The 12,402-nt window shown below is 41.1% G+C and carries 9 protein-coding genes and 1 pseudogene; 7 read left to right on the top strand and 3 right to left on the bottom strand.

Annotation, left to right across the window (positions count from 1 at the left end):
- A pseudogene (locus BTV98_RS12985) lies at positions 1 to 1,571 on the top strand (type I restriction endonuclease subunit R); the annotation flags it as partial.
- Between the two features lie 45 nt (positions 1,572 to 1,616).
- Here the strand turns inward: BTV98_RS12985 and BTV98_RS12980 are convergent.
- Positions 1,617 to 2,177, bottom strand: coding sequence for a hypothetical protein (locus tag BTV98_RS12980; protein ID WP_025643896.1), 561 nt, complete (start codon positions 2,175 to 2,177; stop codon positions 1,617 to 1,619).
- 6 nt (positions 2,178 to 2,183) lie between these two features.
- The gene (locus BTV98_RS12975; protein WP_025643898.1) at positions 2,184 to 2,699 is read right to left on the bottom strand and encodes a hypothetical protein; all 516 of its coding nucleotides are present in this window, start codon (positions 2,697 to 2,699) and stop codon (positions 2,184 to 2,186) included.
- Between the two features lie 287 nt (positions 2,700 to 2,986).
- Here BTV98_RS12975 and BTV98_RS13485 point away from each other — a divergent pair, with 287 nt between their 5' ends.
- The 6 genes from BTV98_RS13485 to BTV98_RS12945 all read left to right on the top strand — a co-directional run bounded on the left by BTV98_RS13485 (position 2,987) and on the right by BTV98_RS12945 (position 10,410).
- The gene (locus tag BTV98_RS13485) at positions 2,987 to 5,152 is read left to right on the top strand and encodes a MobA/MobL family protein (RefSeq protein ID WP_058025555.1); all 2,166 of its coding nucleotides are present in this window, start codon (positions 2,987 to 2,989) and stop codon (positions 5,150 to 5,152) included.
- Between the two features lie 361 nt (positions 5,153 to 5,513).
- Positions 5,514 to 6,455 (top strand): replication initiation protein, encoded by a 942-nt coding sequence (locus tag BTV98_RS12960; protein WP_058025554.1) that lies wholly within the window; start codon positions 5,514 to 5,516, stop codon positions 6,453 to 6,455.
- A 140-nt stretch (positions 6,456 to 6,595) separates the two neighbouring features.
- The gene (locus tag BTV98_RS12955) at positions 6,596 to 6,892 is read left to right on the top strand and encodes a hypothetical protein (RefSeq protein ID WP_025643904.1); all 297 of its coding nucleotides are present in this window, start codon (positions 6,596 to 6,598) and stop codon (positions 6,890 to 6,892) included.
- Positions 6,893 to 7,019: 127 nt separating this feature from the next.
- Entirely contained in the window at positions 7,020 to 7,988 is a 969-nt protein-coding gene (locus tag BTV98_RS12950; protein ID WP_058025952.1) for a DNA-binding protein, read from the top strand.
- 1,109 nt (positions 7,989 to 9,097) lie between these two features.
- Positions 9,098 to 9,238 (top strand): hypothetical protein, encoded by a 141-nt coding sequence (locus BTV98_RS13670; protein WP_156410079.1) that lies wholly within the window; start codon positions 9,098 to 9,100, stop codon positions 9,236 to 9,238.
- Between the two features lie 245 nt (positions 9,239 to 9,483).
- Positions 9,484 to 10,410, top strand: a complete 927-nt coding sequence (locus BTV98_RS12945) for a cation diffusion facilitator family transporter (protein WP_058025953.1) — start codon at positions 9,484 to 9,486, stop codon at positions 10,408 to 10,410.
- Positions 10,411 to 10,596: 186 nt separating this feature from the next.
- On the opposite strand, the gene lnt is transcribed toward BTV98_RS12945, so the two are convergent.
- On the bottom strand, positions 10,597 to 12,165 hold the full coding sequence (gene lnt / locus BTV98_RS12940) for an apolipoprotein N-acyltransferase (RefSeq protein WP_068039556.1): 1,569 nt from the start codon (positions 12,163 to 12,165) through the stop codon (positions 10,597 to 10,599).
- Positions 12,166 to 12,402: the final 237 nt, after the last annotated feature.

Raw genomic sequence — 12,402 nt, 5'->3', positions numbered from 1 at the left:
CCATTCGTGACAGAAACGTGCTGCCCTTTCAGATTGACTATGTGGGTAAATTCACCAAAAACGACAGTGCTGCCGATGAAAAAGTCACCGCCATTGACACTCAAGAGGTCTATAACGACCCTAAACGCATTGATGATATCGCTCGCTATATCATCGAAAAGCATGACACCAAGACCAAACGCCGCGAGTTTAACGCCATATTTTGCGTCAGCTCCGTTGATATACTCACGCAGTACTACGACGCTTTTGAGCGTATTCAAGCGCAAAAGCAAGCCGATGACCCTACATTCAAGCCACTCACCATTGCTACGATATTTTCTTATGCGGCCAACGAAGCGACCGATGCCAGTTTCGAAGACAATGGGCTCATTGCAGAGTCCAGCTTTGAAACCCCTGCCCAAATTGATGAGAGCAGCCGCGACAAGTTAGATCGCTACATTGGCCAATACAATCATACATTCGCTACAAACTTTGATTCAGGCAAGAACTACTATCCTTACTATCGTGATATCGCCACCAAAGTAAAACAGCGCAAGATCGATATTCTGATCGTCGTGAACATGTTTCTGACAGGATTCGACGCCAAAACCTTAAATACGCTATACGTGGATAAGAACCTAAAGTACCATGGTCTGGTACAAGCCTTCTCACGCACCAACCGTATCTATAACGATAAAAAGCCCTTTGGTAATATCGTCTGCTTTCGTAACCTAAAGCAAAACACCGACGACGCTCTAGCCCTGTTTGCCAACAAGCAAGCGAAAGATATCGCCGTCATTCCTGAAATGCATGAGCTACGAAAGCACTACGATCAAGCCGCTAAGACCCTTTTAGACATCTGCGCTGATTATAAGGCCGTTGATACACTAGAGACTGAAGATGAGCAGTTAGCATTTATCAAAGCCTTTCGTGAAGTGATGCGCTATAACGAGCAGTTAGGTACCTTCGTAGACTACGACCAGGCTGATACAGATCTGAATAAAGAAGACTTCGCCAATTTTGCCAGTAAATATATAGACCTATACCGCAACATTCGCACCCAGAACAAGAATAGCCAGGATAAAACCTCAATACTCGATGACATCAACTTTCAGATTGAAATGCTACATAGCGATCGTATCAATGTCGGCTACATACTAGAGCTACTCAAGCAAGCCAATAAGCAGCAAGACGATGGCAACGAAGAGAAGGCAGCCCAGTACCAAGCCCAGGTGAACGATTTAATCATGAATGAGCCGACCTTCCGCGACAAGCAAGAGCTTATCCAAAAGTTCATCAAGGAGCAGATGCCTAAAATGCCAGATGGTCAGACAGTAGAGGAGGCTTTTGCACACTTTTGGGACGTAGAGAAGGAGGCTGCGTACCAAGAGCTATGTAAAGATAACAATCTGAAAGCCGATGTCATGCAAGAGATCCTCAGAAAGTATAAGACTAGCAAGCGGCTACCTGACCGTAACGAAGTGAAAGCGCTACCTAACTATAAAGTTAAGCTATTTGAGCGCAAACCCCTTCACGAGCGACTCATGAGCAAGACTCGTGACTTTATCCAGAAGTTTTATGCTGATATGTAAAAGACTATCCATGATCCTGTGCAACTGCACTTTAACCTAAACCCATCACCAGGGCATCATGGTCAATACACGTTGGCCATTTATGTAATAGCTCATCAGCATCAAAACCTTCTCAGGGGGCAGAGTCAGCTCTTTAGTTGTTCCATTGAGATGAGTTATGCAAGTGATATCATCTGTATAAACCTTAGTCTCTTTATCATAAAACCCAAAAATTCCACCAATCAGCCGAACATCACTCAAAAGCTTTGCATGTTTTTTATCCACTGCCTTACTTATGGCAAGGGTTCCTAATGGCTTATCAGCTATTAGCATCAGAGTAACGAACTGCATCACACGATCATATAATTTTGGATTTTCCATCATCTCATTGTAAAAAGCGTATGCTTGATCGCTTGTGCAGAAGTTTTCAAACAAAGTAAATGCACGAGCTACCATTTCCGCAACGCTATGATCATCTTCTGCAAATTTAATGGCTATCGTATTTCTTGCAAGTGGCAGCATCACAGATAAAGCGCCTTCACTATCTGCCACTACACCATCGACCATATACGGCTCTATATTTGCATCAAAGCTTGATAGCGCAGCTTTGTGGCTTTCAATAAACATAACCTATTACCCATGATAGTTTGGATTACTTCCACCAGTAGCATGACTATTGTCATCTAGTAGCGAATCCTGTTCTCTATAATTAGCCAGAGAGTCAGATTGCGTTTGGTTATTGCTATCAGTATTTCTGCCTTCAACGCCTGTATTTTGATCAGTAGCTTCTTTATTATTTTCTTTTACGTTGGCTAAAAATGGATCCTCTTCCTCACCCAATCCTATATCACCACCTAAACTCTCGATCATACTTTTGAATAAAAACTTATCTGATTTCCTTGTTAAAAAATCTGGAAAGTGAATGGCGAAGTAATCTCGAATCATTTGCTCAGTTTCACCTTCAGTTGCCAATACTTGACCCAAAAATGCCCCCATTAGAATCTTCTGCTTGTTTAATCGTTTATCCAGCTTCACCTGCTGAACCTTAGCTTGGCGTTTTAACTCTTCTAACCGTTGACGCTCTTTTAGCTCATTAGAGTCTTGACTATCAAAAATAGACATAGGTGCTTTATTATTAGATACTGACATCAGATTTACCCTTATCGATTAAATTTTACTCAGCATAGCAAGCACCTCACTATCATTCAATCGCTTGTGGTAAGCTTTAACACAACCGCATCAGACACCTCAGATATATTATTTTAGTATTTGATGGTGGCGTCTCCCTGACTAAGGGCGAAGTAACGACTCAAAATTTAATCTATCCACTTCGTTACTATCTTAATTTTGAATCCTTCTTCGTTGGGGAAACCCCAAACCCCGCACACCACAAAAAGCGGTGGTGTGAAAAAAGCAACAATAGCAGGTGGCTCTTTATGACGATGGTACATATTGCGACAAAGGCGATTTCTCGAAAATCAGGGCAGTCAGCTGTGGCGTCGGCGGCCTATCGTGCTGGGGATGTGCTTGATGATGCCAAATATGGCAAGACGCATGACTATAGTAAAAAGTCTGGGGTTATGAGTAGCGATATTGTTTTACCATTTTCGCTAAAGGCGCTGGGTGTGAGTGTGGATCGAGAGACGCTTTGGAATACCGCTGAAGCGGCAGAGACACGTTCGGACAGTCGGGTGGCGCGTGAGTGGCTGATTAATTTGCCGTATGAGTTAGACGAATATGATCGGCATCAGCTGGCCATCAACTTTGCCCAAAAGCTTTGCGACGATATGGATGTGATTGCTGATGTGTGTATCCATCGTCCGGTGATGAAATTGCCTTTTGATCCTAATGTACCGCCAAGCTCTAAGTATTTGCGTGAGGGTGAGGAGAACCCTGATCCCCGTAATTTTCACGCGCATATTTTAGTCACTACTCGAGCGCCTACCATTGGACCGAATAAAACCTTGGCGTTTGATCCAAAGCTTAAGACCCCGTTTGAGTGGTCCAACAAAAAACGTAAGGCGCATGATCTGCCGTCATCGATGCAAGAGATTAAGCGTGTTCGGGAGATGTGGGTAGATACCGCCAATAAAGTGTTGGCGCAGCATCATCTGCCATTGATGGATGCGCGCAGTTATAAGGATCAGGGGCTTGATCAGCAGCCCACCATTAAAATGGGCGTTGAGGCGACGGCAATGGAGCGCCGAGGCATCACGACCGAAAAAGGAGACACCAACCGCGCCATCAAAGCACGTAATAAATTGGTGGCTGACAACCATATCAAACAGGAAGCAGACAATGAGCGACGAATTAGCGCACTTAGAAAAGGACTTGCTTGGGCAACTGAGAAAAATGCAAGACTACCTGGCAGCATTGGAGGCACAAAACAGCGAGCTGATTTTGCAAAACACCTCTCTGGAAGCTCAGAACCTCACATTACGTACTGCACAGAACAAAATAATAGAACGGCAATTCGAGTTGACGACACAAAACGATGCGTTGAAGAGGCAAAATCAGGCATTGCTTGGGCAGCTAAACGATGCGAAAACCTACCAAAGCGATGTGATGACACAAAACAAAGAATTAATGGCACAGCACAAGCAAATAACAAGCTCACACAAAGAATTGACGACACAAAACAAGCAATTGAGGGAATCACTGAAGCTATCGGAAAGTCAAATATTGAAATTAACAAAGCAACTGAGCGAAGTGCAAGACCAGCCCCCAACCCCTTCGATGACGCAGCACGACGAGCAAGAGCTGCTCGACTTGATCGACAGCAAAGACAAGTTGATCGAGACACTCGAGCAAACCGTCACAAAGATGAGAGAATCTTTGAGTATGCTGAACGTATGAAGCTGCACTTAGCCATGCGTTTAATTCAACGCCATCACAATTCAATGGCAATCAGCTGGGCACAAGGAGAAACGATAGAGGATGCCCCTGATAAATTTGATAAGCGTCAAGTTGCGATACTTAGCGAGTTTGCAAAGCGCCTTGGTATTGAAGATAAAGATAAAGCGCTAGGGTTTAGAGATCACTTACAGCAAGTGGGCAAACGTTTTGATTACACGCTAGTTGAAAATAACAAATCCATTATCAAGCTTTTGCGTGATCCTAAAGCTGAACGAGAGCGGTATCTGGCGCTTATTAAGCATTTTGAGGACTTTAGGGACGATATTGATCAAAAGCGTGCGACATTTAAAACTAGTATCATCAATAAGCTAGGCGGTAGCGCAGGAGACGTTGGTAGACTGACTCGAGACGTTGTCTCCTCATTCAACTATACAGAATGGTTAACTGATTATATTGATAATGATAATCACCCAGCTGAGGCGAGGAAATGTGCTAAAGAACATCTTGCAGATACCTTAGATAAAACGTGTCAGCAGTTTAAATTTGCGTTTCGTGATATGAGCTCATTACCAACTACCCAGCGTAAAGCTTACTCAGAGACTCTTAAAGCCGCTTTAGAGACGTTTACCGAGCAATACGACGGAAAGCTTTCTGAAAGCCAACACAGAGCACTACAGGACGGTTTAGAGTCCTATCAGCATCAAGTGAGTAGAACTAATGCACCCAGTCGAGGATTTAGCCCTTAATCTAATCCTTAAAAAAACATTACACAGGGTTAAATTGCTTAGGCAAGCTGCGTGGTTTAAGTGATGATTTTTCACTTATCCACAAAAAAATTTATCACCCGTTTCTTTGAGGGTTTTTATTTGATCCTGTTTACTCCTGTTTATTCCTGTTTGAGAGCTATTTTTCCCTGTTAAAATCAATACCTTACAAGAAAGAAAAAGAGTAAATGAGCAGAAAACAGAGTAAATGAGCAGAAAACAGAGTAAATGAGCAGAAAACAGAGTAAATGAGCAGAAAACAGAGATAAATAAAAAACACTCTTTTTATAACTCTATTTTATGATAAGATCTTGTTAAATGTAACTATGGGCGCAGAGTTGAAATGGAAAATAACTTAGTTGTTCAGTCAAATGATTTAATCCTAGCAACGTACACAATGCAAAAGACGGATAAAGAGCTCATGCTTGCTTGTATCAGTCAAATTGACAGTAGGCCTGATGCACCAAATGTCACGCAAGACACAGAATATAAAGTAACAGTTGATGATATTAAATCATTGTTTTTTGGTAAGAAGTCTAAGAACGAACAGAATGTTTATCGTGACATAGAGAACGCAAGCAAACGTTTATATGACGTCGATATTGTTATGAGCTTGCCCGAGAATAAAACGCTTCAAACAAGGCTTGTTAGTAGTATTGTTTATGATCCGGATAACGGAGAAGTCGTATTATCATTCGCAAATAAAATACTGCCATATTTGACGCAACTTAAAGCTAATTTCACTAAATACAAGCTATTAGAAATAGGTGAGTTATCGAGTATTCATTCAATAAAAATGTATGAATTGGTGGTAATGTGGGTTAATCAATACCAGTACAGCAAAGAGTTTACGATAGAAGAGTTTAAACACGTAATGTGTGTTAAAGATAAGTATAAGCAATTTAGTGAGTTGCGAAGATATGTTATTGAAACAGCTATCAACGATATAAATGAAAATACGAATTATAAAGTCAGTGTAGAGTATCAAAAAAAAGCAAGAGGGAAGGGCTATAAAGGCTTAAAGCTCAAATTTCACAAAAAGTTATTAGATAAAATTGCTGGTAAAGACGGTAAATTGTCAGAAGATAAGATCAAATCAATTGTTGATAATGTGCAGTTTATGAACGACTATAACGATCACCCAGGTTTAAGCTATGACGGTAAAATGAGTACTGATAGTTTTAAGCGTGAAATGATTAACATCATACAGCGGGAGCCTGAAAGCTTTAACAAGCCAAACAAAGCGCTTGAGAGCTACTTACCAAAAGTCAGTCAAGGTAAGTAATTACTATGTTTACTACCAATTATGATATATGGCTTACTTAAGAGTCAAAGGCCAATGCTTTTGCAGTGTTTGAAATCTATGGCCTGAGGTTATACGCATTATCTCTGCCAGGCGTGCCACAAAGATTGAAAGGAGACAATATGAACAAGGTTAGTTATCACATAGATAAGTTGCCGCCATTAACGGCTAAGCAGCAAGCGGACTTAGAGTACTTAGCAACGCTTAGCGATGACGACATTGATCTATCGGACATTCCAGAAATCACCGACTGGTCAGGCGCGATCCGTGGCAGTATCAAACCACAAACGCTTACTACAGAAGCCAGTGTTATCAGCCCAAGCATTCTTGCTAAGTTTAAGGACAGAGCCAAGCAGACAGGCGGTAACTATCAGGACATGATCAATGATGCCCTAGAAGAATACCTAACTGATCATTAAGTCTTAGCCAACAAGTTATAACCTCAAGACGACTTGGGGTTTTTTTACACCTTGCATTGTAGTATGTTGTATATTGTATTATACTATATACAACATACTACAATGCACTATCAAGGAATACAAAATCATGGCACTCACCACACAAGATATTCATGCAGCAGCTGACCGATTACAGGAGCAAGGGATAAAGCCGACACTGGCAGAGGTGCGTAAGGCGCTAGGCGGTGGCTCATTCACTACCATTAGTGATGCGATGCAGAGTTGGAAGCGAGAACAGCAGGAAGAGCAAGAGCTGCAACAAGTGGATTTACCTAGCGGTATCACTGAACGCTTGCACACGCTTGGCGCTGATATGTGGCAGACAGCTATTGATATGGCGAACGATAGGCTGTCTAAGGAGCGTGAAGCTCTAGAGGTGGTTAAGGTTAAGGCACAAGCAGAGACGGACGAAGCGCAAGAAGCAGTTAAAACCTTAGAGGGTGAACAAGCAGATCTACTACAGCAGCTGGACGAAGTGGCCACTACTGCGGAGACAGCAACTAAAGCGGCTCAGCAAGCCACAGCTGACCATGATGCTACCAAACAGACGCTATCAGATACTAAGCATCAATTAGAGCTTGAACGAACTAAAGCAGAAACAGCACAATCACAGCTTGTAGAGACACGTAGCGCATTAGATAAGCAATCTGTAGAGCTTACTAGTAGTCTTGGTGAGGTAGCCACGCTTAAAGCTACAGCTGATAGCGATAAAGCAGAGATTGCACGTTTAAAGGCGGAGCTTAAAGCCACTAAGTCAGAGCTAAAGACGGTCACAGCTGAACGCAATGAGATACAAACTGCTACCGCAGAGATCAAAGGAGAGCTAAAGGCGGTAACCTTTGAACGTGATAAGCTATCAGGACTTTATGAGCAGCTGACTCAAATACAGGCTAAACTTGAAGCTGAACATAGTATATTGAATAAGCAATATGGCGAGCTATCGAGCCGTCACCTATCAGAACAAGAACAAGTGACTGTGTTACAAAATAAACTCAAGAAAGCTCAAGATAATCTAATACTTATTCAAAACAAAGATAACGCCTTGGATGTTGATTAAATAAAAGTATTCAAGGTTCCAAGATAAAGAATAGTTATGAGCTAGGAAGAGACTTTACCTAAAGCGTAGATCTCGTTCTATTCACACTAAGCTTATGAATCAACTATGACAATATCGACTCACTGAATAAATGACTGTTGTATAAGAACTATTCTAAATTTTTCTCTGAAGTCTAATAGTATATAGCCTAGTGGGCTATATACTATTTAAATTAGCCTAAGTAAGTTCCGATGCTGATTTTGGAGCCTTGAGCAGATTTCAAGGAACACTCACCCTAAAGCATCTATGAGTATTTTCTAGCATACTCACAAACACTTTAGTGCATTCCTTGGATTTGATGTGATTAGTCATGCCGACTTCATCGCCCATCGCGTCATCAAGACCGTATCACTGTATCAAGCTACGGTTGTTAAGATTACGGCTGATAGCACCGCCTAGACACGCTCTTAACCGCTACTGTGCTGTCATACGCTAGCAAGGGCAATACACCCAATATACCGCTACGATATGCACAAATAACCACTCATTGCGTTGCTCAATATGTCTAGAACCCCCTGTCGAGAGCTTTACCCTTCTGTCAAACGCAGTCGTCGCCTTAGCCTGCCACCCATTTGACGGGTAACGGTTATAAAGAGAGCAGCACGAGGATGTAACGAGCGAACAAGCGGTTTTTAAAATGTATAGTGAATAAAGTTGATATGAAAGCAAATTTTGGATAAAATGCACCTACACGGGCATTTAATGCTGTTCAAATAACGCAGTTCAGGTGCTTATTTGTTCGTTACAGTGTGCGTCAACACGCTGTAACCGTTAGCTATATTTAAAACTAAATGCCTCTGGGAGTCAACTCCCAGAGGCATTTTTTTGTTTGTCATGTAGATTGGGTTTTTATTATCTACTTTTTCATTAGATTGCTTAGGCTTTTTTTGTCGTCATTTAGCGTAGGTATTTCAACCATTTTGAAGTTAGCACTTAGTACATCCTCACAAGACGTTAAGTTTCTGACAATACTGGGATAGTTTACTATGAAGACCGGCTTAGTCGTCAGATGCAAGGTTTTACACGCGCTGTTAAGAAGCGGTAAATCATCTTTCTGAGAGAATACGATAATGAAAAGACAAACCTACACTCCTGAGATTAAAGAACGCGCCGTTCGTATGCTGATTGAAGCATTAAACGATTACACCTTTATGTGGTCATGTCATAAAAAGCACACTAATGAAACTATACTAACCAACATTCAAGACTAAGCTACACATACTAAAGAGCTTGAACATGAGAACAAGAAGCTTACGTAAGCCAGTTAGATTACAGTAAAATCCGCTTTTTTCGCCCAAGGAGAGATAGGACACACAATCAAGTTGTGGCTCAGTTTATTGATAAAAATAAGTGGGTCTACGGTATTAGAGCAATATTGACTGTGCAATATAGAAAATATGCAATAAACTTATTTTCTACCTTTAATAAAATGCAGCAACCTAAACAAGGGTAAATTATGAGTAATTCAGATAACCACAGTCATCAAGCTCCAGACCCTAAAAATATGAATAAAGCTTTTTATATTGGGATTGGTCTAAATTCTGCATTTACGCTCATCGAGTTTATAGTGGGCTATTCAACTAATTCATTAGCTTTAATCGCAGACGCTAGCCACAACTTAAGTGATGTTGCCAGTTTAATAATCTCGTTAATTGGAATGAAATTAGCACAGAAAGCATCTACTACGCTTTATACCTATGGCTACAAAAAAGCTTCTATAATGGCGTCTCTTATTAACGCCATATTGTTAGTTACAATCGTTATAGGTATTGCGTATGAGGCCTTGGGTCGATTTGATACGATACCGGAAGTTGCAGGAAAAGTTATTATTATTACAGCTCTAATAGGTGTATTTATAAATACTGTTTCTGCTTTTGCATTCTACAAAGGTCAAAAAGACGATATTAATATCAAAGGTGCTTTCTTGCATCTAATGGTAGATGCATTGGTCTCTGTAGGTGTCGTTATCTCGGGCATTATTATTTACTATACAAGTTGGAATATCGTTGATCCTCTAGTTAGCTTGATTATTTCAGTCGTTATACTGTTATCGACTTGGGGTCTACTAAAAGAGAGTATCAAGCTTGCTATCGACGGAGTACCTCAAAATGTTGATCTCAGTAAAATCACTGCTATCTTAGAGAGCTATAATTTTATTCAAAACTTTCATCATTTACATATCTGGGCTTTGAGTACCACTGAGAATGCTCTTACAGTTCATATTGTACCGAAGACCGATATAACGTTTGAAGAGACTATTACTATGAAAGAAAACATCAAGGAAGATTTGGCGCATCAGAATATACAACATGCAACTATTGAATTTGGTACTAAGGCAGATGACAATCAAAAATCGCGTGCATTAAATGAAAGTATCAACTAAAAGATGATAGACCGTATATAGCTATCTCTTTTTAAGTATGAGGCGCGTGCCTTATGTCAACATAATTTTTTCAATCAGTTCTTATGTGATCAATAGTTTAAAACTTTTATATTTACGTGCGTTAGGACGTTACCTAGAAAAAATAAAAAACTTACGCTGATTAAATTATTATGATTAAGTTTACTATTACCCTCGTCTTCTAAGTGTGGTTAGACCTTTGCCAAAATAGCTTATTAGTAATAACAGGGTTATTATTATCAAGATAGGATAATTTCCCATAAGCATAAAGGGCGTGTTACCAACCCGTGCCTGTATCTCACCACGTAGTACAGTACGCTCAAACTGCGGTGCGCGTTTTACAATACGACCTTTATGGTTAATGATAGCGGTAACACCAGTATTGGTCGCTCGAATAAACCAGCGCCCGTTCTCAAGCGCGCGCATTTGTACCATTTGCAAATGTTGCAATGGTCCTGCTGAAGTGCCAAACCAGGCATCGTTAGAGACGGTCAACAAAAAGTCAGTATCGATGGCATTTTTACGCGTGGTATCTGGATAAGCTACCTCATAACAGATAGCCGTCCCTATATTGTGTTCACGCACCTTTAGCGGTGACTGCTGATCACTACCACGACTATAGCTCTTAATATCCTGACTACCGGCCAAACTTGGGAAAATATCGAGCACGCCTTCAAATGGAATATACTCTCCAAAAGGCACTAGACGCTGCTTCTTGTATAGGCCTTCCGCTTCTACACCTCGAGCAATCACGCTATTGTAAAATGGGGGATACTTATCCGTACTGGCATTGAATGCCGCTTTATCCTTATAAGGGATACCAGTTATCCATGTCGTATTGGTCGCATTGGCCATTTCTATCATTTCACTAATAAAGCCCGCAGCCTCATCCTGAAACATCGGAATAGATGATTCAGGCCACACCACCACATCACGTCCCCACTCAGTGCGCGTTAACTTCGCATAAATCTTTAGCGTTTCTACTTGATATTGCGTCAGCCACTTTATATCTTGTGAAATATTACCTTGAATCAATGACACTGACAGATCAGGTGTGCCCTTAGGTTTTGTCCATTGCGGATTGACCAGCCATAATGATGTGCTAATGGCTAATAACAGTACAGAAACGACGGCATAACTACTGCGTCGAAGCAGTAGCTCTACTAAACTTGCAGCCAATAGTATGGCAACAAAAGAGACGGCAAAAACACCAGCAACGGGTGCTAAGGACGATAACCAATACTCTTCAGTAAATGCATAACCAACAAATAGCCACGGAAAGCCTGTGAATAACCAAGTTTTTAACCATTCTTGTAGCACCCAAAGAGCAGCAAATGAAAAGGGTTGTTTGCCTACCATACGGTTAAAGACTAGTGCTAAAAATCCATGAAACAGTCCCATACCGAGACCCATCAATCCAATCATAATCAATGCGAGCCACGTTGGAGTATCGCTATAATCATGGATGGCAGTATAGAGCCAAAAGCCGCCGACGCACCATAGCCCCATACCGTAAGCTTCACCGATAATAAAAGCGCGACGACCACTCATATTTGGTACCAACAGCGCATATAAAATCGCTGGTGACACTATTGCTAGCGGCCAGAACCCATGAGGCGCTAGCGCAAATAAAAAAATAGCCCCTGCAAGCCATGCTGCTACTAGCGTAAACCATAGCGGTAATTGATTTGAGTGAGTACTCAAACGCTTTTGTAGATTAATAGTAGACAGGCGCATCGCAAATTATCCAAAATTATGAGTTTTGAATTTTTAGTCAAAATCCAAAACTCGGATAGACCTGTTAATACTACAGGCAGCATTTCAAAATGAAAACTGCTTATGATACCAGTCCGCACTGCTCAATGGATAAATTTACGTACTCCGTTTGATGGGTTATTATGCTACATTACCAAACGATATGAAGTGTTACTTGACCTTCTATAGCTCACAATATCTACAGTACATGAGAGAGCA

The organism is Psychrobacter sp. Cmf 22.2 (assembly GCF_001921745.1).
Classification (GTDB): Bacteria; Pseudomonadota; Gammaproteobacteria; order Pseudomonadales; family Moraxellaceae; genus Psychrobacter.
Note: the sequence above shows the minus strand (reverse complement) of the source record. Positions and strands in the feature narration are given on the sequence as shown.